The 22,328-nt window shown below is 74.5% G+C and carries 17 protein-coding genes; 10 read left to right on the top strand and 7 right to left on the bottom strand.

What is annotated here, in order from left to right:
- Window positions 1-27: 27 nt before the first annotated feature.
- Together ENKNEFLB_RS06715 and ENKNEFLB_RS06710 are read left to right on the top strand one after the other, a co-directional pair.
- A complete protein-coding gene (locus tag ENKNEFLB_RS06715; RefSeq protein WP_214058485.1) occupies window positions 28-1,122 on the top strand; it encodes a trans-sulfuration enzyme family protein in 1,095 nt (364 codons plus the stop codon).
- A gap of 182 nt (window positions 1,123-1,304) precedes the next feature.
- Window positions 1,305-2,774, top strand: coding sequence for a hypothetical protein (locus tag ENKNEFLB_RS06710; protein ID WP_214058484.1), 1,470 nt, complete (start codon window positions 1,305-1,307; stop codon window positions 2,772-2,774).
- A gap of 146 nt (window positions 2,775-2,920) precedes the next feature.
- Here ENKNEFLB_RS06710 and ENKNEFLB_RS06705 read toward each other — a convergent pair whose 3' ends face one another.
- Both ENKNEFLB_RS06705 and ENKNEFLB_RS06700 read right to left on the bottom strand, forming a co-directional pair.
- Entirely contained in the window at window positions 2,921-3,952 is a 1,032-nt protein-coding gene (locus ENKNEFLB_RS06705; protein WP_214058483.1) for an NAD(P)H-dependent glycerol-3-phosphate dehydrogenase, read from the bottom strand.
- Window positions 3,949-4,698, bottom strand: a complete 750-nt coding sequence (locus ENKNEFLB_RS06700) for a lysophospholipid acyltransferase family protein (RefSeq protein ID WP_214058482.1) — start codon at window positions 4,696-4,698, stop codon at window positions 3,949-3,951. Before ENKNEFLB_RS06700 ends, ENKNEFLB_RS06705 begins: the two co-directional genes overlap by 4 nt.
- A gap of 146 nt (window positions 4,699-4,844) precedes the next feature.
- Between ENKNEFLB_RS06700 and cofC the strand changes: the two genes are divergently transcribed.
- Window positions 4,845-5,495 carry a 2-phospho-L-lactate guanylyltransferase gene (gene cofC, locus ENKNEFLB_RS06695; RefSeq protein ID WP_214058481.1) on the top strand — a complete coding sequence of 217 codons (651 nt, stop codon included), beginning with the start codon at window positions 4,845-4,847 and terminating at the stop codon, window positions 5,493-5,495.
- 19 nt (window positions 5,496-5,514) lie between these two features.
- On the opposite strand, the gene ENKNEFLB_RS06690 is transcribed toward cofC, so the two are convergent.
- The gene (locus ENKNEFLB_RS06690) at window positions 5,515-6,468 is read right to left on the bottom strand and encodes an HU family DNA-binding protein (RefSeq protein ID WP_214058480.1); all 954 of its coding nucleotides are present in this window, start codon (window positions 6,466-6,468) and stop codon (window positions 5,515-5,517) included.
- Window positions 6,469-6,656: 188 nt separating this feature from the next.
- On the opposite strand from ENKNEFLB_RS06690, the gene ENKNEFLB_RS06685 reads away from it, so the two are divergent.
- Window positions 6,657-7,391 (top strand): GNAT family N-acetyltransferase, encoded by a 735-nt coding sequence (locus tag ENKNEFLB_RS06685; RefSeq protein ID WP_214058479.1) that lies wholly within the window; start codon window positions 6,657-6,659, stop codon window positions 7,389-7,391.
- Window positions 7,392-7,401: 10 nt separating this feature from the next.
- On the opposite strand, the gene leuD is transcribed toward ENKNEFLB_RS06685, so the two are convergent.
- Both leuD and leuC read right to left on the bottom strand, forming a co-directional pair.
- The gene (gene leuD, locus ENKNEFLB_RS06680) at window positions 7,402-8,001 is read right to left on the bottom strand and encodes a 3-isopropylmalate dehydratase small subunit (protein ID WP_214058478.1); all 600 of its coding nucleotides are present in this window, start codon (window positions 7,999-8,001) and stop codon (window positions 7,402-7,404) included.
- Between the two features lie 12 nt (window positions 8,002-8,013).
- Window positions 8,014-9,414: a 3-isopropylmalate dehydratase large subunit gene (leuC, locus tag ENKNEFLB_RS06675; protein ID WP_214058477.1), complete on the bottom strand. Its 1,401-nt coding sequence runs from the start codon at window positions 9,412-9,414 to the stop codon at window positions 8,014-8,016.
- 101 nt (window positions 9,415-9,515) lie between these two features.
- On the opposite strand from leuC, the gene ENKNEFLB_RS06670 reads away from it, so the two are divergent.
- Complete coding sequence (locus ENKNEFLB_RS06670) at window positions 9,516-10,244, top strand: IclR family transcriptional regulator (protein ID WP_214058476.1); 729 nt, start codon at window positions 9,516-9,518, stop codon at window positions 10,242-10,244.
- Between the two features lie 69 nt (window positions 10,245-10,313).
- Here the strand turns inward: ENKNEFLB_RS06670 and ENKNEFLB_RS06665 are convergent, their stop codons facing one another.
- On the bottom strand, window positions 10,314-10,796 hold the full coding sequence (locus ENKNEFLB_RS06665; protein ID WP_214058475.1) for a methylated-DNA--[protein]-cysteine S-methyltransferase: 483 nt from the start codon (window positions 10,794-10,796) through the stop codon (window positions 10,314-10,316).
- A gap of 1 nt (window position 10,797) precedes the next feature.
- Window positions 10,798-12,381, bottom strand: coding sequence for an AlkA N-terminal domain-containing protein (locus ENKNEFLB_RS06660; RefSeq protein ID WP_246535879.1), 1,584 nt, complete (start codon window positions 12,379-12,381; stop codon window positions 10,798-10,800).
- Between the two features lie 290 nt (window positions 12,382-12,671).
- On the opposite strand from ENKNEFLB_RS06660, the gene ENKNEFLB_RS06655 reads away from it, so the two are divergent.
- From ENKNEFLB_RS06655 to ENKNEFLB_RS06635, 5 genes are all read left to right on the top strand, one after another.
- Window positions 12,672-13,781 (top strand): LCP family protein, encoded by a 1,110-nt coding sequence (locus tag ENKNEFLB_RS06655; protein ID WP_246535984.1) that lies wholly within the window; start codon window positions 12,672-12,674, stop codon window positions 13,779-13,781.
- A 131-nt stretch (window positions 13,782-13,912) separates the two neighbouring features.
- Window positions 13,913-14,626 (top strand): GOLPH3/VPS74 family protein, encoded by a 714-nt coding sequence (locus ENKNEFLB_RS06650; protein ID WP_214058473.1) that lies wholly within the window; start codon window positions 13,913-13,915, stop codon window positions 14,624-14,626.
- A gap of 52 nt (window positions 14,627-14,678) precedes the next feature.
- Window positions 14,679-15,428 (top strand): GOLPH3/VPS74 family protein, encoded by a 750-nt coding sequence (locus ENKNEFLB_RS06645; RefSeq protein WP_214058472.1) that lies wholly within the window; start codon window positions 14,679-14,681, stop codon window positions 15,426-15,428.
- A gap of 655 nt (window positions 15,429-16,083) precedes the next feature.
- Entirely contained in the window at window positions 16,084-21,453 is a 5,370-nt protein-coding gene (locus ENKNEFLB_RS06640; RefSeq protein ID WP_214058471.1) for a DUF6531 domain-containing protein, read from the top strand.
- Window positions 21,454-21,495: 42 nt separating this feature from the next.
- Complete coding sequence (locus ENKNEFLB_RS06635; protein ID WP_214058470.1) at window positions 21,496-22,230, top strand: GOLPH3/VPS74 family protein; 735 nt, start codon at window positions 21,496-21,498, stop codon at window positions 22,228-22,230.
- Window positions 22,231-22,328 lie beyond the last annotated feature (98 nt).

Below are 22,328 nucleotides of genomic sequence, written 5' to 3'. Positions count from 1 at the left end.
GGACCCTAGCGTTCCTAGGATCGGGGGATGCCCGACGACGCGCCCGTGCCCGCACCCGCCGACCGACCGCTGCACCCCGCCACGCTGGCGGTGACCGCCGGCCGCCCGAAGGACGACCCCGACGCGCCGCTGAACGAGCCGCTGACGATGGCCTCGACCTACGTCGCGGGCGGCGACCGGGAGTACGGCCGGTACGGCAACCCCACCTGGCAGGCCTTCGAGGCCGCCCTCGGCGCCCTCGAGGGCGGCCGCTGCCTGGCGTTCTCCTCCGGGATGGCGGCGGTGTCGACCGTGCTGGACCTGGTCGGGCAGGACGCGCGCGTGGTGATGCCGCAGCACGCCTACCTGGGCAGCGTGGCCTACCTCGGCGACCTGGAGGCCCGCGGCCGCGCGCGCAGCGTCCTGGTCGACATGACCGACCTCGACGCCACCCGCGCCGCCTGCGAGGACGCCGCGCTGGTGTGGGTGGAGTCCCCCACCAACCCTGCTCTCGAGGTCACCGACGTGCGCGCCGTGACCGAGGCCGCGCACGCGGCCGGGGCGTACGTCGTCGCCGACAACACCTTCGCCACGCCGGTCCTGCGCCGTCCGCTCGAGGACGGCGTCGACCTCGTGCTGCACTCGGCGACCAAGTACCTCGCCGGCCACAGCGACGCCCTGATCGGGGCGGTGGTGACCCGGGACGACGCGCTCTTCGACGTGCTGAAGAAGCGCCGCGACCTCGCCGGCGCGGTGCCGGGCACGCTGGAGGCCTGGCTGGCGCTGCGCGGCCTGCGCACGCTGCACCTGCGCGTCGAGCGGGCCCAGGCCAACGCGCAGGTGCTGGTCGAGCGCCTCCGCGAGCACCCCGCGGTCGCCGAGGTGCGCTACCCCGGCTTCGGCGGCATCGTCTCGGCCGTGCTGGCCCAGGGCGAGCTGGCAGCCGACCTCCTCCCCCGCAAGACCCGCCTGTGGGTGCACGCGACGTCCCTCGGCGGGGTCGAGTCCACGCTGGAGCGCCGTCGCCGGTGGAAGGGGGAGGCGCCCACCATCCCCGAGGGCCTGGTCCGGTTGTCGGTGGGCATCGAGGACGTCGAGGACCTCTGGGCCGACCTGCGCCGCTGCCTGGACGACCTGGTCTGAGGACGGCGCCGAATATTTCTACGGCGGACCAGAAGCGGAACATCGCCTGACCCGGACAGGACTTTTGGCATCTTTCTTGTCGTCCGACCCGGGAAAAATGGGGGTTTCACGTGCCGGCACCGCTCACTCCACTGCGCGACGACTCGTCTCTCGGGTCCGATCGCGTCAACGTCGCGTCCCGGGTGGCCTGGCTGCTCCGGATGGCGCGCCTGACCGCCGGCGGCGGCCACAGCCAGGCCGCCGTGGGCACTGCCCTGCGCGCCACGGGTGTGCGTACCCACGCCCGGCTGATGTCCGAGGTCGAGAACGGCAAGGTCCGTCACGGACGCATCATCGACGGCTACGAGCGCGCCCTCGGGCTCCGCGAGGGCCAGCTGCGGGCTCCGGTCGACGTGCTGTGCCGCACGCTCCCGGGAGGTCCGCCGGACCGCGACGACGCGAGCCGGGCGATCGGCGGCGGCCACCTCGGGGTGGAGGAGATCTCCGAGCGCGGGGAGCGGGTCCGCCACCCCCGGCGCAGCGGTGGCGCGTGGCTCTCGTGGGCCCGCGCGATCACGGCGCCGGAGGCTCGCGGCTTCCCGACCTGGGTGGCGGCCCCCTGGTTGGACGAGCTGGTCGACGAGCTGGGCCGCAGCGTCGGCACCGCCTACGTCACCCGCTACGAGGCGCTCAGCCTGCTCCGGACCAGCCCGTACGGGCACCTCGTGCTCGAGGCGGCCCGCCGCGCCGTGGCGGACCCGCACGCGCAGGTGCTCGTCGACACCGTCTCGGCCACGGCCGACCGCCCCACCCCGGAGGTGCTGCGCTGGGCGGCCGAGCTGCTCGCCGACCACCGTCCGATGGCGGTGCGTGCGGCCTCCCACGCGCTGCTGGACGTGGCCGCCACCGGCGGCGGCGAGCCCGAGCACTGGGACCTGCTGGTGGACCCGCTCGTCGCGGCCTACGAGCGGGCCGTCGCGCGCGCCGACGCCGGGTGGCACCACACGCTGTCCGGCGTGGTGACCTCGCTGCCGGAGCGCCAGGCGCAGGCCGTGACCGCCCGGTTGTCCCGGCCGCCGGCCCCCGCGGCGTCACGCGTCGCCCTGGGCGAGCGCACCCAGGCCGACCGGAGGTGGCGCACCGCCACCGAGCTGGCGGAGCGAGTCGCCGAGCCTGACAACCTGCCCGACCGTCCGTTGCTGGCCCGGCTGCTGTTCGAGGTCATCCACGACCAGCGGCCCCGCCACCACTTCACCGCGACCATGCTGCTGGTGGCCGTCCCCTTCGCCCACCGCGTCGTCGAGGTGCTGCACGACCACGCCGTGCGTGAGGCCTCCGACCGCGACCGGCACACCATCCTGTTCCGTCTCGCCCAGATGGCCCCCAGCCCGGGCCTCGGCACGATGCCGGCGCTGGCCGCCGGCGACGTCGCGGACCTCTCCGCCCGCGCGGTGCTGCTGGCGCACGGCGGCCAGCGCGTCGAGCGCGAGGTGCTGGACGTCCTGATGGCCCGCGGCCACCGTCGGCGGGCGCTCTACGCGGCCGGGATGACCCAGGACCCGTGGCTGGACAAGGTGGCCCACGCCGACGAGTACCCCGACGAGGTCCGCGGCGCGGCACGCTGGTGGCAGGAGCGGGACGGGCTGGTCGACGACCTGCCCGGGCCACGCTGACGGGCCGCCGACGGTCCGGGTCCCTGGGACGTCGGCCGTCAGCCGTCAGCCGTCGCAGGACAGTCGCAGGACAGCAGCGGATCGCTGCCACCAGGTGACAGCGATCCGCTGCTGTCCTGTCCCGGCACCCCGCGACCCGGGCCGGGTCAGTCGGTCTCGGCCTTGGGGTCGCGGTTGATGAAGGCGTCCATCATGTCGAAGGGCGTCGTACGGCCGGCGACCACGGCGTCGACCTGGTCGGCGATCGGGGCGTCGACGCCCCAGCTGTTGGCGAGCGCCAGCAGCGACGAGCACGACTTCGCGCCCTCGGCCACCTGCCGGGTCGAGGCGAGGATCTCCTCGGTCGACATGCCCTGGCCGAGCTTCTCGCCGAAGGTCCGGTTCCGCGAGAGCGGTGAGGAGCAGGTGGCCACCAGGTCACCGAGACCGGCCAGGCCCATCAGGGTCAGCGGGTTCGCTCCCATCCGCGTGGCCAGTCGCGCCGTCTCCGCCAGTCCTCGCGTGATCAGCGAGGCGGTCGTGTTGTCGCCGAAGCCCAGCCCGACGGCCATCCCGACGCAGAGCGCGACGACGTTCTTGTAGGCGCCGCCGATCTCGCACCCGACCACGTCGACGCTGGTGTAGGGCCGGAAGGCCGCGGTGTGGCAGCGGGCCTGGAGCCGGCGCGCGACCTCCTCGTCGGCGCAGGCGACCACCGAGGCCGCCGGTTCGCGCCGGGCGATCTCCTTGGCGAGGTTGGGCCCGCTGAGGACGCCGATCCTCTCCGGCCCGGCACCGGTCACCTCGGCGATCACCTCGCTCATCCGCTTCACGTTGCCCAGCTCGACGCCCTTCATCAACGACAGGAAGACCGCGTCGTCCGGCACGTGCGGCGCCCAGCCGGCGAGGTTCTCGCGCAGGCTCTGGGAGGGCGTGGCCAGGACGACCACCTCGGCTCCCTCGAGCGCGCGGGCCACGTCGGAGGTGGCGCTGACCCCGCGGGGGAGCTCGATGCCGGGCAGGTAGTCCGCGTTCTCACGGTCCCGGTTGATCGCCTCGGCCTGCTCGGGGCGGCGCGACCAGAGCGCCACCTCGTTGCCGGCGTCGGCGAGCACGATCGAGAAGGCGGTGCCCCACGAACCGGCACTGAAGACGGCGACCTTGCCGTGGCTCTGCGGGGTTGCTGCGTCGGTCGTCACGAGGCTCCGTCCTCCCGGGCCTGCTCGGCACGGTGCCGTCGCAGGTCGAAGCGGTCCGCGGGCGGCTGCTCGCCCCGGATGTCGGCCACGAGGCCGGTGATGGCGTCCATGATCTGCTGGGTGGCCTGCGCGACGTGCCGCGCGGTCACGGGCCGGTCGGCCAGGTGCGCCAGGTCCAGGGGCCGCCCCACCTTCATCGTCACCAGCGTGCGCGGCAGCAGCGAGGGCTTGTGGGAGTAGGGCGCGAGCAGGTCCTGCGGACCCCACTGGCCCACCGGGACGACCGGGCAGCCGGTCTCCAGCGCGATCCGCGCCGCACCCGACTTGCCGGTCATCGGCCACAGGTCGGGGTCGCGCGTGATCGTGCCCTCGGGGTAGACGACCACGCACTCGCCGGCGCGGACCGCCTCGACCGCGGCGGCGTACGCACCGACCGCGCTGCTCGTCGCTCGCTCCACGGGGATCTGGCCGGCCGCGCGGAGGAAGGTACCGAGCACGCGGGTGCGGAAGAGCCCGGACTTGGCCAGGTAGCGCGGGAGGCGGCCGTGGTCGTAGACGAGGTGCGCGGCCGTCAGGGGGTCGACGTGCGAGAGGTGGTTGACGACCACCACGCACCCGCCCGTGGCCGGGATGTGCTCGCCGTCGATCCACCGGCGTCGGGTCAGGACCAGCAGGACCGGCTTGACGAGCGCGACGATGACGGTGAAGGCCCAGCCCCGTCGTTGCTGCAGCTTGCGGACGCTCACGTTCTCCCTCCCTCCACGCCTCCGGCCGGGGGCGCGGACCGGCGCGCCGGTCGGGACGCAGGCTACCGCCGCCAGGCCGGCCCGGACGCTCCGACGCGACGACGGTGCGCTCCCGTCGGCGACGGTGACCTGAGAGGATCGTGGCGATGGCCTCCCACGACCCGCCCGACCCGCCCTCCACCTCGTTCGTGGCGATCCTGCCCGTCAAGCCTCCGCGTGTGGGGAAGTCCCGGCTGGGAGACGTCGAGGACGTCCGGCGCCGAGACCTCGCCGGGGCGTTCGCCCTGGACACCGTGACGGCCGTGGTGGCGTGCCCCGAGGTGGCGGAGGTCCTCGTCGTCACCGACGACGCGGCGTTCTCGCGCGACCTCGTGGCCCTGGGGTGCGCGAGCATGCCGGACGGCGACACCCACGACCTGAACGCGACCCTGCAGCAGGCCGCGCTCGAGGCGCGGCGCCGGTGGCCGCACCTGCAGCCGGTGGCGATCTGCGCCGACCTGCCCGCACTGCGGCCCGACGACCTCGGCGCCGCCCTCCGGGTGGCCTCGACGGGGGGCGCGTGGTTCGTGGCCGACGCCGTCGAGGTCGGCACCACCCTCTACACCGCGCCGTACGCCGAGTTCGCCCCCCGCTTCGGGGTGGGCTCGCGACTGGCGCACCAGGCCTCCGGCGCCCGGGCCGTGACCGGCGGCCTCGCCACCCTGCGCTGCGACGTCGACGACCGGGCCGACCTGCGCCGTGCGCTGTCGCTCGGCGTCGGGACCCACACCGCCGCGGTGGCCGCCCCGCTCGCCTGAGCGGCGGGGCGGCGCGCCGTCAGCTGGACGAGCCGCCACCGCCGCTCGGCGTCGGGGACGCAGCGGAACCGGTCCCGCTGCCTGAACCGTCGGTCGTGGAGCCGCCGGACGTCGACCCACCGGAGGTCGTCGGGGCTGGCGTAGTCGACGGGGCCGGCGTCGCCGACGTGGCCTTCTTGGCCGGCGTGGCCTTCTTCGCCGGAGTGGCCTTTTTCGCCGGCGCCGGGCTGGAGGACGTCGTGGACGTGGCCTTCTTCGCCGGCGTGGACTTCTTCGCCGGTGCCGACTTCTTCGCCGTGGACCCGGCTGCGGTCGACGTCGTCGCCGCGGTCTTCTTCGCCGTGGTCTTCTTCGCCGGCGCCTTCGTGGCGGGCGTCGCCTTCTTCGCCGTCGCCTTCTTCGCCGTCGCCTTCTTCGCCGGCGCCTTCTTCGCGGTCGACGTCTCGGTCACCGAGGCGGCGGCCTTCTTCGCCGCGGCGGCGGTCTTCTGGGCCTCGACCGCAGCACTACCCGCGGCGGCGGAACCGGCCTCGGTCGCCGCCTCCGCGGCGGTGGACGCCTTCCCCGCGGCGGTCTTCTTCTTGGACGACCCCTTCACGGTCTTGCGAGCCGCCTTGGCCGCGGCACGCGCCGGGGCGGTCGCGACCGAGACCGCCGAGGAGCCGGCGGCCACCGTCAGCTCGGGCAGCTTCTTGACCCCGGACACGACGGCCTTGAGGTCCGAGGCCGGCTTGAACCTCGGCACGGCCTCCTGCGTGCCCGACGAGGACTTCTTGCCGGCCTGCTTCTTCGCGCCCTTGCGGGTGCCGAGGACCTTCTTCTCGAAGGACCCGAACCCCTGGATCGCCACCTTCTCGCCCTTGGCCACCTCGCGGGTGATGGTGTCGAGGACCGAGTCGAGGGCGTGCGTCGCCTGCTTGCGGTTCCCCTCGAAACGCTCGGCGAGCGTGTCGATGAGCTGAGACTTGTTCACGGTGGTGTCCTTCCTGGAGCAGTGCCCGTCGGACGTTGTTGACCGGCGTCCCGTGCAACCTAGGGATGTGCGGGGCCGCTCCACAACGACCCGAGGGACCGTCCTTGTCGGCTCACCGCCTCGGCGGGCGCCGGCGGCGGTGGGAGGGAGGACCCGCCGGTGCGACGAGCCGGGGCTACGGTGCCGGGGTGCGCGAGAGGTCGGTGCGCTCGGTCGAGCGGTGGTGGTCCCGGGTGCTCGGTGTGCCCGACGACGAGCTGTGGTGCGGCACCACGGTCCGTCCGCACTCCCCCACGAGCCCGCTCTCGGTCTACGGCGGCTGGTGGGTGGTCTGGTCCGCGGGAGGCGGCCTCCACGTGTCCCTGCCACCCGGGGCCCAGGAGCCCGAGGACGACCTCCTCGACGACGCCCGGCGGCGTACGGAGCCCTCGGCCTGGCGCACCCTGGCGCGGGAGCGGCGGCTGCGGGTGGTCGGCCCCTCGGTGCACGCCTACCTGGACCACGACCCGACCGGCGCACCGCCGGCACCACTGGCGGCCGGGAGCCCGGAGGTGCGTCGTTGGGACCCCCGCGACCTCACCGACCTGCGTGACCGCGTGGGGCCGGGCGCGTGGGGCGAGTCCGGGTTCCGGGACGTCGACCCGCTCACCGACCACTGCTTCGCGGTGGTGGTCGCGGGCACGGTCGTCGCGGCGGCGAACCTCACGCCCTTCGACGGCGCCCCGCGTGACGTGGGGGTGCTGGTCGCGCCGTCGTGGCGCGGCCAGGGCCTGGGCGCCCGGGTCGGCCGGCACGCGGCGGCGTACGCCGTGCGTCACCACGGCCTGGCCCGGTGGCGGGCCCGCAGCGACAACCGGGCCTCGCTCGCCGTCGCCGAGGGGCTGGGCTTCGAGCCGTGGTGCACCCAGCTCGCGCTGCGGTGAGTGGGCCGGGTCAGGTCAGGGCGGGCTTCCAGACCGGGCGGCCGGACTCGAAGGCGGAGATGTCCTCGTCGTGGGTCAGCGTGATGCTGACGTCGTCGAGCCCCTCGAGCAGGCGCCAACGCGTGTAGTCGTCGATGTCGAAGGAGTCCTCGACGGCGTCGGGGCCCTCCCCGGCACGCACCGTGCGCGACTCCAGGTCGACGGTGATCGTGGCGCCCGGCTCGGCCTCGAGCAGGTCCCACAACCGCTGGACGACCTTCTCGTCGACCTGGGCGGCGACCAGCCCGGCCTTGCCGGAGTTGCCGCGGAAGATGTCGGCGAAGCGCGAGGAGATCACGGCGCGGAAGCCGTAGTTCTGCAGCGCCCACACGGCGTGCTCGCGCGAGGACCCCGTACCGAAGTCGGGACCGGCGACGAGGACCGACCCGGCGGCGTACGCCGGCTGGTTGAGCACGAAGGAGGCGTCGCCGCGCCAGGCGGCGAACAGGCCGTCCTCGAAGCCGGTGCGCGTGACCCGCTTGAGGTAGACGGCCGGGATGATCTGGTCGGTGTCGACGTTGCTGCGGCGCAGCGGCACGCCGACGCCGGTGTGCGAGGTGAACGCGTCCATCAGGGGCTCCGATCAGTCCAGGTCGGCGGGTGAGGAGAGGGTGCCGCGCACGGCGGTGGCCGCCGCGACCGGGATCGAGACCAGGTGCGTACGACCGCCCTTGCCCTGCCGGCCCTCGAAGTTGCGGTTGGAGGTCGAGGCGCTGCGCTCGCCCGGGGCGAGGGTGTCGGGGTTCATGCCCAGGCACATCGAGCAGCCCGCGCCGCGCCACTCGGCGCCGGCCTGCTTGAAGACCACGTCGAGGCCCTCGTCCTCGGCCTGCAGCCGGACCCGGGCCGAACCCGGGACGACCAGGAGGCGGGTGTCGGCGTCGACGGTGCGGCCCTCGATGATGCTCGCGGCGAGGCGGAGGTCCTCGATGCGCCCGTTGGTGCAGGAGCCGATGAAGACGGTGTCGACCGCGACCTCGCGCATCGGGGTGCCGGCCTCCAGGGCCATGTATCGCAGCGCGTTCTCGGCGGCGACGCGGTCGCCCTCCTCCTCGAAGTCACCGGGGAACGGCACGCTCCCGCCGAGCGGCACGCCCTGGCCGGGGTTGGTGCCCCAGGTGACGAACGGGGTCATGACGGAGGCGTCGAGGACGATCTCCTCGTCGAACTCCGCGTCGTCGTCGGTGCGCAGGCTGGTCCAGTGCTCGACCGCCGCGTCCCAGTCGGCACCCGTCGGCGCCTCGGGGCGGCCCTCGATGTAGTCGAAGGTGGTCTGGTCGGGTGCGACCATCCCGGCCTTGGCGCCCCACTCGATGGACATGTTGCAGATCGTCATCCGCGCCTCCATCGAGAGCTCCTCGATGGCCGACCCGCGGTACTCCACGACGTAGCCCTGGCCGCCACCGGTCCCGGTGTGGGTGATCAGGGTCAGCACGAGGTCCTTGGCGGTGACGCCGGCCGGCAGGCTGCCGTTGACGGTGACCGCCATCGTCCTCGGACGGGCCTGCGGGAGGGTCTGGGTGGCCAGGACGTGCTCGACCTCGCTGGTGCCGATGCCGAAGGCCAGCGCGCCGAAGGCGCCGTGGGTGGAGGTGTGGGAGTCGCCGCACACGATCGTCATCCCCGGCTGGGTCAGGCCGAGCTGCGGGCCGACCACGTGCACGATGCCCTGCTCGACGTCGCCGAGCGGGTGCAGGCGCACGCCGAACTCCGCGCAGTTGCGGCGCAGCGTCTCGACCTGGGTGCGGGAGACGGGGTCGGCGATCGGCTTGTCCCAGTCGACCGTCGGGACGTTGTGGTCCTCGGTGGCGATGGTGAGGTCGGGGCGGCGGACCGTACGACCGGCCAGGCGCAGGCCGTCGAAGGCCTGCGGCGAGGTCACCTCGTGGATGAGGTGGAGGTCGATGTAGAGGAGGTCGGGCTCCCCGGGGGTCGCGCGGACGACGTGCTCGTCCCAGACCTTCTCGGCCAGTGTCCTGCCCATGGGTGCTCCTCGTGCTGTGTCGCGGGATGGGCCGTGGGGCGGCCCGGTACCGGGACATCGTAGTACTTGCGTCCCAGGAAGTGAGACGGCAGTATTGCCATATGGACACATCCAGTGGCGTCGGCGTGCTCGACAAGGCCGCGCTCGTGCTGACCGCGCTGGAGTCGGGCCCGGCGACGCTGGCCGGCCTGGTGGCCGGCACCGGCCTCGCCCGGCCGACCGCGCACCGCCTGGCCGTGGCCCTCGAGCACCACCGTCTGGTCGCCCGTGACCTGCAGGGTCGCTTCGTGCTCGGCCCCCGCCTCGCCGAGCTGTCGGCCGCCGCGGGCGAGGACCGCCTCCTGGCGACCGCAGGTCCGGTCCTGGCCCGGCTGCGCGACATCACCGGCGAGTCGGCCCAGCTCTGGCGGCGCCAGGGCGAGGCACGGATCTGCGTGGCCGCCGCCGAGCGGCCCTCCGGACTGCGCGACACCATCCCGATCGGCTCGCAGCTGACGATGCGGGCCGGCTCGGCGGCCCAGGTCCTGCTGGCCTGGGAGGACCCCGACCGTGTGCACCGGGGCCTGCAGGAGGCGGCGTTCTCCGCCGCCGCCCTCTCGGGCATCCGCCGGCGCGGGTGGGCGCAGTCGGTGGGCGAGCGCGAGCAGGGCGTCGCCTCGGTCTCGGCGCCCGTCCGGTCCCCCGGCGGCAAGGTGATCGCGGCGGTGTCGGTCTCGGGCCCGCTCGAGCGGCTCTCGCGCCAGCCCGGCCGGATGCACGCCCCCGCGGTGCTCGCCGCCGCCGAGCGGCTCTCGGAGTCGCTGCGGCGGGCCGCCGCGGCCGGCTCCTGAGCGCCGCAACCGTCACCTCGACGCGCCGCGAGCGTCATCTCGGCTGTCCGCGAGCGTCATCTCGGCGGGTCAGAACAAGGCGTGGGTCTCCAGGTCGAGGAGGACCTGCTTGCGCTCCAGGCCCCCGGCGTACCCGGTGAGGGTGCCGTTGGCGCCGATCACGCGGTGGCACGGAACCACGATCGGGATCGGGTTGCGCCCGTTCGCGAGGCCGACGGCCCGCGACGCCGCCGGGGTCATCCCGAGCCGCACCGCCACCGCGCCGTAGGTCGCGGTCTCGCCCCAGCCGATCCCGCGCAGCGCCTCCCAGACGCGTTGCTGGAACGGCGTGCCGCCGGGGTCCAGGGGGAGGTCGAAGTCCTTCAGGTCGCCGGCGAAGTACGCCGCCAGCTGTGCGGCGGCCTCCACCAGCACGGGCACCTGGTCGTCCTCGGTCCCGCGGGGGCGGCCGTCGGCGGCCGGGCCGTGGGGGGCGAACTCGACGTGGGTCAGCGCGCCGTGGTGCTCCACGAGCCGCAGCGGTCCGACCGGGCTGTCGGTCACGGTCCACATGTCAGGTCTCCTCGGGTCGGTCGGGGTCGCGGTCGGGGTCGGGCAGGGCCGGGATGACGGTGGCCCACAGGTGCATCAGCGCGGTCGAGCGCCACGGCGCCCAGCGGCCGCCGTCACCGGTGACCTGCGGCAGGAGGGTCGCGGGGTCCTGCCCGAGCCCGCTCAGGGCGTTGCGCACGCCGATGTCGGTCGGCAGGAAGACGTCCGGGTCGCCGAGGGCGCGCATCGCGACGTAGTCGGCCGTCCAGGGCCCGATGCCCTTCAGCGCCAGCATCGCCGCCCGGGTGTCCGCGCGGGCGACGCCCCGGTCGAGCCGGACCCGCCCCTCGGCGAGCGCGGCGCACAGCCCGACCAGCGCCCGGCCCCGGGCGCGCGGCATCGGCAGCGTCTCCGGGTCGACCGCCGCCAGCACGTCGGCCCGCGGGAACAGGTGCGTCAGGCCCGGAACGCCCGTGGTCACCGCGCGCCCGTGCGCCTGCACCATCCGTGCGGTCACGGTGCGCGCCCCGACCACGCTGACCTGCTGGCCGACCACGGTGCGGACCGCGGTCTCGTCACCGTCGACCTGTCCGGGCACGCGCAACCCCGGGCGGGCCGCGACCAGGGGCGCGAGCACGTCGTCCTCGCCGAGGTGGCGGTCGACCACCGCGGGGTCGGCGTCGGCGTCGAGCATCCGGCGGACGCGTTCCACCGCGGCGGGCAGGTCGCGCAGGTCGCCGAGACCGAAGACGGCCTCGACGGTCGCCGTGCCCGGGCCGGGGTCCGGGTCGTCGAGCAGGACACGGACCGTCCCGGGGGCGTGGGGCAGGTCGAGGGTGCGGGCGTACCAGCCCGGTCCGGCGGTCTCGACCCCCGGGACCACGTGGTAGGCCAGGAAGCCCAGCAGCTCGCGGCCGGCGAAGGGGGTGCGCACCGGCAGCCTCAGCGTCAGCGCACCGGGCGGGTCCAGGTCCTCACGCACCGCCCCGCGCCCGCCACCCGGAACCGTGCGTCCGCGGCGTGAGCGCAGCTCGCCGGGGGTCGCTGCGTAGACGTCCAGCACGGTCTGGTTGAACTGCCGCACGCTGGCGAAGCCGGCGGCGTGCGCGACGTCGGTCAGCGGGAGGTCGGTGCGCTCGACCAGGGTCCGCGCGGTCTGCGCGCGCCGCGCCCGGGCCAGCGCCAGGGGCCCGGCCCCGAGCTCGTCGCCGAGCAGGCGGGTCAGGTGGCGGGGGGTGTAGCCGAGCCGTCCGGCCAGCCCGGGCACGCCCTCCCGGTCGACCACCCCGTCGGCGATCAGCCGCATGGCCCGACCGGCCGTGGTCGCGGCGACGTCCCAGTCCGGGCTCCCAGGAGAGGCGTCGGGACGGCAGCGCCGGCAGGCGCGGTAGCCCGCCGCCTGCGCCGCCGCCGCGCTCGCGTGGAAGGTCACGTTGCGTGCCGCCGGCGTCCGCGCCGGGCAGGACGGGCGGCAGTAGATCCCGGTCGTGCGCACGGCGGTCCAGAACACCCCGTCGAACCGGGGGTCGCGCGACTCCACCACCCGGTAGCAGGCCTGCGGGTCCAGCCCGTCGGGCGCTGCGGGAGGCTCGTCCGTGGTGGTCACGCACCCATCCTGCCCGCCCCCTCCCCACCCTGGCTGGCGGGATTCGGACACGACGGCACGGGGCGCTGACCTGCACCGTCGCACCCCGACGCGCCGAAGCGCCCCCGGGACCCACCGCCCATAGGCAACACTGGGGCCGTGGCCGTCGACGACGAGCGGACGCCGGCCGGTGCCGGCGCGTCTGCTTCCCCCTCCCCAGCGCCGCGTCCCCCGGCACCGCCGCCCCCGTCGCGCCGCACCACCGCCGGCGCCTGTGGACCGTCATCCTGGCCAGCCAGGTCGTGCTCGCGATGGTCACCGCGCTCGTCGTCGTGCTCGCCTACCGCAGCCTCGACGGCAACATCGCCGAGGGCGAGGCGATCAACCACCTCGTCCAGGCCCCGGCCGAGGACGAGGAGGCCGACCTGCAGCCGATGAACGTGCTGGTGATGGGGTCGGACTCCCGCGAGGGCGAGGGCAACTCGATCGACGGCGAGTCCGGCGGCGGTGGGTCGGACACCACGATCCTGCTGCACGTCTCCGCCGACCGGCAGGAGGCGTACGGCGTGAGCCTGCCCCGGGACGCGCTGGTGACGCGGCCCGACTGCCGCACCGAGGACGGGATGGTGCCCGGGGGCGAGCTGCAGATGTTCAACACCGCCTTCGCGCTCGGCGGCCCGCAGTGCACCGTGCAGATGGTCGAGTCGCTGACGGGGGTCTACATCGACCACTACATGGTGCTCGACTTCAACGGCTTCAAGGACATGGTCGAGGCCGTCAAGGGCGTCGAGGTGTGCATCCCCGAGGACGTGGTCGACCCGGAGCACGACATCTACTTCGACGCCGGCGTGCAGACCCTGACCGGCCAGCAGGCCCTCAACTACGTCCGCGAGCGGACCGTGCTGTCGGCCACCGGTGACATCGGCCGGATGAAGCGGCAGCAGGCGTTCATCGCCTCCATGGTCAACAAGGTCGTCTCCGCCGGCACGCTCTCGCGCCCGACCCGGGTCTTCGACTTCCTCGACGCCGCGACGTCGTCGATCGTCGTCGACGAGGACCTCGACTCCATCGGGCGCCTGGTCGACCTGTCGATGCAGTTCCGCGACACCGGGCTGACCGACATCAGCTTCATCACGGTGCCGATCGCGGCCTACGAGCCCGATCCCAACCGCCTGGTCTGGACCGACCAGGCCGACCAGCTGTGGAAGCTCATCCGCGCCGACCGCCCCCTCGGCGGCGGCCTGGCCGAGGGCAGCCTCACCGCCGCGGACGACGTCGGGACCCCCACCGGCACGCCGTCCGGCAGCCCGGGAGGGCCCAGCGGCAGCCCGGACGCACCCGGCACCCGGGTCCCCGAGTCCGACCCGGGCCAGTCCGAGGCCCAGCGCACGGCCCGCCTGGCCGCCGGCCTCTGCGCCTGAGCCCGTCCAGACCGGTCGACCGAGTTCGGCGTGAGGGGAAGCAGCCACCCGGACGAGGGGTGACACTGGCCGCCGGCGGCGACGCTCGGGACACGGCCGGACGGGGAAGCGCGGCAGGAGGACGTACACGGATGCTGGGTCGGCTGCGCAAGGCACGGGAGGCCCTCGAGGACGCCGAGGAGAGCTTCACCGCGGCACCCCCGCGCGGAGTCCCGTCGGTCGCGCGTGACCTGGTGGTCGCGGCGCTCGACCCCGAGGAGGGTAAGCTCATGCCGTTCGGTCGCGCCGCCGTGCCCGGGGCGCTCCTGCTCGAGCTGGTCCGGGAGGGACGGCTCGAGGTCTCGGGGGACGGCAGGAAGTCACGCGTCACCGTGCGGGACCTCACCCCCCTCGGCGACGCCGAGCTGGACGACGCGCTGCTGGCCGTCGAGACCGGGGTGTTCGGGAACAAGGTGTCCCGCCTGGTCGAGCTCCTCCCCACGTCCGACCAGGTCCTCGACCGCCTCGTCGCCGCCGACGAGGTCACGGAGGAGTCGCAGCAGAAGCTCGGGATGTTCAGCGTCACCCGCCGGTACCCCGCGCCCTCGGCGCGACGGGACGAGGTCGTGGGGCGTCTGCGGAGCGCCCTGCTCGGCGAGTCGGTGCCCGATGAGCGGACCGCGATGCTGGTCGTGGTGCTGCTGTCGAGCACGAACCTCAAGCACTGGGTCGGCCGGCAGCACGTCAAGGCGGCCGACTGCCGCGCCCGGGAGATCCTGGAGGGCCTGCCGGAGCACGAGCAGAGACTCGTCGCCGCGATCAAGGCTGCGGTCGTGAGCGGCAACGCCGACAGCACGACGCTCTGACCCGTGGCGCCCCGGCCGCGTCCAGGGTGACCCCGGCCCTTCGTGCTGCTGTATGCCGACCGCCCCGACCGTCCCGACCGATCCCGGAGGTAACGACGTGCTGCAGCGGTTGCGCAAGGCCTTGGGCGGTACGGACCGTCCCACCGAGGCCCACTCCCCGCCCCTGGACCGCACCGTGGTCCCCCTGGCCAGGCAGGCGCTGCTGGCCGCGATCAACCCGGCCACCGGCAAACGCTGGAACAACAACGCCAGGTACGTGGTCGCCGCCGCGGTCCTGCTGGAGCTGGCGCACGAGGGCAGGATCTCGGTCGCGGGCGCGGGCAGGAAGGCCCGCTACCGGGTCCTCGACTCGGCCCCGCTCGGGGACCCCGACCTCGACTCCGCGCTGCGTGGCCTCGACGCCGGAGGTGTCGGGCGCACGGTGGCGCGGAACGTCATCCTCCTCCCCCGCGACGACCAGGTCGCCACGCGCCTGGTCGCCGAGGGGCTGCTGCTCGAGGGGACCGGCAGGACGCTCGGGGTCATCCCGACCCGCCGGCTGGACCCGACTCCCGCCGCGGGCCGGGACGAGGTCGTCGCCCGGGTCCGGGCCGCGCTGCTCGGTGAGTCGGTGCCCGACGACCGGACGGCCCTGCTCCTCGCCGCGCTCCTCCTCGGCACCCCGAGCAAGCTCTTCGTGCCGAGGGACCGGGCCAAGGACGCCGACCGCCGGTGGCTGGAGATCGTCAACGGGATCGGGGACGACGGGCTGGCCATCGTCTCCGCCGTCGCCGCCGTGCGCGACCGCAACCAGAGCGACTGAGGCTCGAGCGTCTGACGGGTCCGGCGGGCCGCATACGTGCCGCCGCGGCTGCTCGGGACCGCGGGCGCTCCCGCCCCGCCGACCTCAGCTGCTCGGTGGGTCGGGGGTCGTCGACGCAGTTCAGGACACCGTCGTCCTCCGAGCAGTCGTCGCGCGTCGTGCCGTCGATCACGATCCGGTAGTCACGACCACCGCTCCCGTCCGGGTAGCCCGTGATGTCGATCTGCTCCTCGTAGCGGGCGTTGAGGTCGACCCGCCGGTCCTGCACGCTGTCGCCGAGCTGCGCGAACCAGACGACGGCGGCGACGATGGCTGTGGAAGCTCATCCGCGCCGACCGCCCCCTCGGCGGCGGCCTGACCGAGGGCAGCCTCACCGCGGCCGACGACGTCGGGACCCCCACCGGCACGCCGTCCGGGAGCCCGGGAGGCGCCGGGGGCAGCGGCCCGGACGCACCCGGCACCCGCCTGGCCGCCGGCCTCTGTGCCTGAGCCCGTCCAGACCGGTCTACCGACTTCGGCGTGAGGGGAAGCGGCCACACGGGCGAGGGGTGACACTGTGCCCCGGCGGCGACGCTCGGGACACGACCAGAGGGAGAGCACGGCATGGGGACGTACGGGACCGGTTCGCACGAGGCGACGCGCGGGGAGCACCCCCGTGGTTGACACGAGCGGCTGGGGCGGGCTGCCCGACGTCGAGATGGACGACGGCGCCGCCACCGGGCTGGCCGCCGCGTGCGAGGACGCCGCACGTCTCCTGCGCGACCAGGCCACCACCCGCCGGACGCTGACGACCACCGCACTGCAGGACTTCGAGGGCCGGTTCTCGCGGGTCTTCGAGCAGAACCAGGGCACCGCCGACGGCGACGGCGAGGAGATCGCGGTCGCGCTGGACGACGTCGCCCTCCTGGTCCGCCACATCATCGCGGTCGTGCCGGAGGAGAACGCGCGCCGCAAGGCGGCCCGCGAGTGGAAGGAGCGGCGCGACAAGGACAAGAGCGAGATCACCTTCGGCGACCTCGGAGGCGACGAGGCCCCACCCGAGGGCCCGCAGTCGCCGCCCGCCCCGAAGACGCTGTCGGCCTCGGCGACGCCCCGTGAGAACCCCCCGCCGGGGGCCGGCGGCGACAGCGCCGGCACCTCCTCCGCCCGTCCCGCCGCGCTGCGGGGCTTCGTGACCGGCGTCGAGAGCGCCCTCAGTGCGTTGGACGGCAGGCCGGGCCGGCTCGAGGGCCTGAACGCCGACTTCACCAGCGGGTTCGACTGGGGCACCGGGGAGCCCGCCGGGGTCGACGGGGCCGCGGTCTACGCGGCGCTGCGCAGCTTCAACCAGCTCAACCGCCAGGACAAGCTCTGGGTGAACACCGTCGCCGACGCCTTCGAGAGCGCCGGCAGCGAGACGTCCGGCGGGATGATGACCCTGTCCAACGCCGCGATCGCCGCCTCCCTGCAGGCCGCGGGGGTGAGCGTCTCGCGCCTCGACATCGCACCGACCTCGCCCCGCCTCTACGGGATCAACCCGACCACCGGCTACTCGGACGACCCGGTGAACGCCGCGACCGGCAACTTCGTGGAGCCCGAGACCGACCTGGCCTTCTCGGGTGGCTGCGGCACCCTGGCGCTGACCCGCATGTACAACTCCTTCCACCACCACCCCGGCGCCTTCGGCCCCGGCTGGTCGAGCTGGACCGAGACCCGGCTGCACCTCGACGACGAGGCCGCCCACCTCACGCTCCCCGACGGACGGGTCGTCGTCTTCCCGCGCCTCGGCGAGGGCTGGGACCGGGCCACCGGCGGATCGATGTGGCTCGCGCGCGACGCCGCCGCCGACGAGCTGCGCGCCACCGGCAACGACGGCGGCACGTGGCGCTTCAGCCGCACCGGCGCCCCGCTCTCGCACGACCGCGGCGAGGGCACGATGGTGGCCTTCGTCCACGAGGACGGCCGCCTGGCGCGTCTCGAGCACGAGCGTGGTCGCCACGTCGTCCTCACCTGGGACGGTGACCGCGTCGTCGCCGCCGAGGCCTCCGACGGTCGCCGGACGACCTACGCCTACGAGGAGGGCCGCCTGGTCGCTGCGACCGGGGCCCGGGGGACGCGTACCTACCGGTGGAACGAGGCCGGGCTCGTCGAGGCGGTCATCGACGCCGACGGCGTGGTCGAGGTCGAGAACGCCTACGACGACCGGGCCCGCGTCACCGCCCAGCGCTCGCCGCACGGGCGGACCAGCCGCTACTCCTACCTGCCCGGCCACGTGACGCAGGTCGCCGACCCCGACGGGACCCGGGCCGATACCTGGGTCCACGACAGCCGTGGGCGCCTGGTCGGCCTGGTCGACTCGGAGGGCCACCGGCAGTCGACGAGCTACGACCAGCACGGCAACGCGGTGCTGCTCACCGCGCGGGACGGCTCGGTGACCGTCCGCGAGTTCGACGAGCGGGGCCGCGCGGTGCGGGAGGTACGCCCCTCGGGCGCCGACCTGCAGTTCGCGTACGACGACCTCGACCGGGTGGTCCGGGTGGTCGCCGACGACCACGCGGAGACGTGCTACTCCTACGAGGGAACCTCGCGTCACCCGTCGGTGATGGTCGACCCCGAGGGCGGCGAGACGCGGCTCGCGTGGGACGCGGGCCTGCTCACCAGGCTGGCGGACCCGACCGGCGTCGCGCTCTCCTTCGGCTACGACGAGCACGGGGACCTGGTCTGGACGGCGAACTCGGCGGGCGACACCGCGCGCCTCGAGCGCGACGGCTCCGGCCGCGTCGTCGCCGCCATCACCCCTCGTGGACACCGCACCACCTACGCCTACGGCCCGACCGGGTTGTGCCGGCGGCGCGACCCCGACGGGGCGACCTGGCACTACGAGCACACCGCCGGCGGACGCCTGAGTGCCGTCGTCGACCCCACCGGAGCCCGCAGCTCGATCGAGCACGGCGCCGACGGCGAGGAGCGGCGACGGATCGACCCGCTGGGTCACGCCGTCGAGCAGCGGCTCGACGACCTCGGCAACCTCGCCTCGGTCGAGCTGCCCGACGGCAGCACCTGGCGCTTCACGCACGACACCCTCTCGCGGCTCACCTCCACCACGACGCCGGACGGGCGCACGTGGACGCAGACGTACGACGTCCTCGGCAGCCAGGTCGGGTCGGTGGACCCCCTGGGCAACTGGACTGCCGTGCGGTCCGACGAGGCCCAGGGCACCGTCGTCACCACCGACCCGTTCGGCAGCGTCACCCAGCGCTTCGACACGCTCGGCCGGCCGACGTCCGCCGAGCAGCTCGACGGCTCCGTCGCGCTGGCCACCTACGACCGCTGTGGCCGCGCCGTCGAGTTCCTCGACGCCGAGGGCGGGCTGACCCGGGTCGAGCGTGACCCGGCCGGCCGGCCGGTCGCCGTGACCGACCCGACGGGCAGGGTCACCCGCTACGAGTACGACGCCTGCGGGCGGCGCAGCGCCGTCGTCGACCCGGCGGGTGCCCGCACCACCATCGAGTACAACGCCGACAGCCTGCCGGTGCGGTGCACCTTCCCCACCGGCGAGGTCGGGTGGACCGACTACGACGAGTGCAACCGGGTGGTCGCGACCGCCACCCCCGGCGTCGGCGGTTCCCGCCTGCGCTACGACGCCGCGGGACGGGTCGTCGAGGTCCGCGACAGCGTGTCCGGGCTCCGCCGCTTCACCTACGACGCCGCCGGACAGCTGGTCGCCGCCACGAACGGCAACGGTGGCGTCACGCGCTACGACTACGACGCCCGTGGGCGCGCCGTGCGCCTCACCGACGCGCTCGGTCACGTCACCCGCCGCGAGTTCGACCTCATGGGCCGCTGCGTCGCCGAGACGGACCCCCTGGGCCGCACGACCCGGGCCGGGTACGACGCCGTCGGGCGCCAGGTGTGGCAGGAGGACCCGTCGGGCCGTCGCATCGAGTGGACCTACGACGCCGCCCACCGCGTCGTCGCCGTCGAGGTGGACGGGCGTCCCGTCAGCTCCCAGCGCTGGGACGCGCGGGCCAGGTCCGTCGAGGTGACCGACCACACCCGCCCGGACGGCCGGGTCGTCCGCCGCGCGACCACGTGGAACCGGCGCGGGCAGGTCGTGCAGGAGACCCGCGACGGGGCCACCCTGTCGTGGCAGTACGACGCCGCCGGCCGCCGTACCGCGATGACGCTGCCCGACGGCAGCACCGTCGGGTACGACCACGACGCCGCGGGCCGCGTCGCCGCGGTGGACCACCCCCTGCTGGGCCGGGCGACGTTCGAGCGCGACGCGGCGGGGCGCGTGGTCGCCGCCGCGGCCGGCGACCTGCTCCAGTCGTGGGAGTACGCCGACGGCTTCGTGGTCGCGCACACCGCGACGGACGCCGCGGGCGCGGTCCGCACCGTGGTCGACCGCGCCGAGGACGGACGCATCCGCAGCGTCGGGAACGACGAGGCGACGACCACGTTCGACTACGACGACGCCTGCCAGCTGGTCGCCTCGCACGTCGGTGAGCAGCGCGTCCGCTGGCGCTACGACCTGGCCGGCCGCATCGTCGCGGAGTCGCGCGACGAGGGGAGCCGCGAGCTCGCCTACGACGAGGCCGGTCAGCTGCTGACCGTCGTGGGACCCGAGGGCACCACGCGCCACGCCTACGACGCGGTCGGACGGCGGGTGCGCACGGAGCTCCCCGACGGGCGGACCCGCGACCTGGAGTGGTCGCCCACGGGCTGGCTCGCCTCCATCGTCGACGAGGCCGGCGGTGAGGCCGTCCGCACCAGCCTGCACGTGGACGCCTCGGGCCTGCTGGCCTCCGTCGACGACGTCCGGGTGTACTGGGACGGCGCGGACCCGTACGCGCCGTCGCTGGTCCAGGTCGGCGCCACGCCGGTGGTGGCCGCGGGCGGCCTCACCGGGATCGGTGACCGGTGGGCGGCTCCCGGCTGGCGGACGTCGCGCTCCCACGGCGCCGACGTGTGGGCGGTGGCCACCCAGGGCACCGGCCCGGTGCCCCCGGGCATGCCGGACGGTGTCGGGATCAGCCCCGGCGGCGAGCTCACCATCGGGGGCCTCGAGTGGCTGGGGGCGCGGGTCTACGACGCCGCCAGCCGCGGCTTCCTCTCCGTCGACCCGCTCGACCCGGTGGCGGGCGCGGGATGGTCAGGCAACCCCTACTCCTACGCCGGCAACGACCCGCTGCACGCCCTCGACCCGACCGGCCTCAAGCCGGTCTCCGAGGCCGACCTCCAGGCGGCGAACAAGCCCTGGTACGAGGAGGCGTGGGACTTCGTCGAGGAGAACAAGGACTGGATCATCGGCGGCGTCCTCGTCGCGGGAGGCGTCCTCCTGATGGCCACCGGCGTCGGTGGGCCCCTGGGCGCGATGGCGCTCTCCGCCGGTGCGGACGTCCTCATCCAGAAGGCCACCAAGGGTGAGGTGAACTACGCCCAGGCTGCGGTGTCCGGCCTGGCAGGTGGCGCCGGTTTCGTGGCCAGCAAGGGCCTCACCGTCGGTGGTCGCCTCGGTCTGTCGAGCAAGGTCCTCGTCAACGCGGACAAGGTCAAGAACGCCCAGATGTCGACGAAGATCGCGGTCCGCACCGGCATCGGCACGGCCGAGGGCTACTCCTACCAGGTCGCCGGAGGTGCCGATCCCCTGTCGAGGCAGGCCATCGGGGGCGGGATCGCCGGTGGCCTCACCGGCGGCATCGTCCAGCGCGGGGACTCCGTGGCCGAGGCGACCAAGAAGGAGGTGTCGCAGAGGATCCTCGACACCGCCGTGGGCAGGGGCCGGGTGATGACCGGTCTCATCAAGGCCGACGCCGCGATGACGAGCACCCTCCAGGCCGGGGCGATCAAGCTCGGCCACACGGTCCCCGGCCAGGCCTCGGGGGAGCTCCTCCGGCAGGTGACGGATGACAAGCCCGGCGTCGACTACGGGAAGATCGGCGGCAAGGCTCTCGGCGGTGGGCTGGCGAAGCCACTGCCCACCGGCTTCTCCGGACCCGCCGGCAGCGGGGTCGGAGCGGGCTTCGACGCCGCCGTGAGCTGATCGGATCCCGTCACCACGTCCAGCCGCAGAGAGGAGGTCACCGTGTTCGAGCGTCTGCTCAAGGCCATCGGTGTCCCGGATGAGCCAGGACCTGCGAGGCGGGTCACGCCCGAGCCAACGCCCGAGCGCGCAACCCGCTCCCTGGCGCTGGAGGCACTCGTGGCCGCGATCGACCCCGGCAGTGGCAAGCCGGGGGTCAACGCCGACTACACGGTCGCCGCCGCGCTCCTCGCGGACCTGGTGAGCGAGGGCCGGGTCGTGGTGTCCGGCGAGGGGAGGAAGACACGGATCACCGTGACGGACACCTCGCCGCTCGGCGACCCCGAGCTCGACAAGGCGCTCTCCCGCCTCGCGATCGACAGCGGCGAGCAGAAGGTGAGCAGGACGGTGTGGCTCCTGCCCGGCGCCGAGCAGGTCGTCGAGCGCCTGGTCGGGCAGGGCGTGCTCCTGGAGGGGTCTCGCACGAGGCTCGGTGTCTTCACCAGCCGGGTCCTCGAGATCACGCCCGCGGCGGGGCGGGACGAGATCGTGGCGCGCCTGCGCAGCGCCCTCCTCGGGGAGTCGGTGCCGGACCGTCGTACCGCCCTGCTGGTCTCGGTCGTCACCATCGGGGTGCACCTCAAGCTCTTCGTGGAGAAGGACAGGGTCGACGAGGCCTACCGACGCGCCGACGAGATCCTCGCCGGCCTCGGGGACGCCGACCGCGCGCTCATCCTGGGGGTCAGGGCGGCACGCGACAGGACCGACAGCGGTGGCGGCGACAGCTCCGGGGTCTAGCGGGCGGCCGGCCCCGAGACCGGGTCGGCGCAGGTACCTCCGCCCTTGCGGACGTCAACGAGATCAGGGAGTGGCTCACCGGTGCTGACACGACTTCG

The organism is Nocardioides aquaticus (assembly GCF_018459925.1).
Taxonomy (GTDB): Bacteria; Actinomycetota; Actinomycetes; order Propionibacteriales; family Nocardioidaceae; genus Nocardioides; species Nocardioides aquaticus.
This window is presented reverse-complemented; position numbering and strand designations above follow the sequence as displayed.

Excerpts from the sequence above, each read along its gene's own strand:
- ENKNEFLB_RS06665 (WP_214058475.1), bottom strand. The coding sequence starts at position 10,796 with ATGTGGACCGTGACCGACAGCCCGGTCGGACCGCTGCGGCTCGTGGAG.
- ENKNEFLB_RS06670 (WP_214058476.1), top strand. The coding sequence starts at position 9,516 with ATGGACACATCCAGTGGCGTCGGCGTGCTCGACAAGGCCGCGCTCGTG.
- leuC (WP_214058477.1), bottom strand. The coding sequence starts at position 9,414 with ATGGGCAGGACACTGGCCGAGAAGGTCTGGGACGAGCACGTCGTCCGC.
- ENKNEFLB_RS06645 (WP_214058472.1), top strand. The coding sequence starts at position 14,679 with ATGCCGACCGCCCCGACCGTCCCGACCGATCCCGGAGGTAACGACGTG.
- ENKNEFLB_RS06655 (WP_246535984.1), top strand. The coding sequence starts at position 12,672 with ATGGTCACCGCGCTCGTCGTCGTGCTCGCCTACCGCAGCCTCGACGGC.
- ENKNEFLB_RS06715 (WP_214058485.1), top strand. The coding sequence starts at position 28 with ATGCCCGACGACGCGCCCGTGCCCGCACCCGCCGACCGACCGCTGCAC.
- cofC (WP_214058481.1), top strand. The coding sequence starts at position 4,845 with ATGGCCTCCCACGACCCGCCCGACCCGCCCTCCACCTCGTTCGTGGCG.
- leuD (WP_214058478.1), bottom strand. The coding sequence starts at position 8,001 with ATGGACGCGTTCACCTCGCACACCGGCGTCGGCGTGCCGCTGCGCCGC.
- ENKNEFLB_RS06650 (WP_214058473.1), top strand. The coding sequence starts at position 13,913 with ATGCTGGGTCGGCTGCGCAAGGCACGGGAGGCCCTCGAGGACGCCGAG.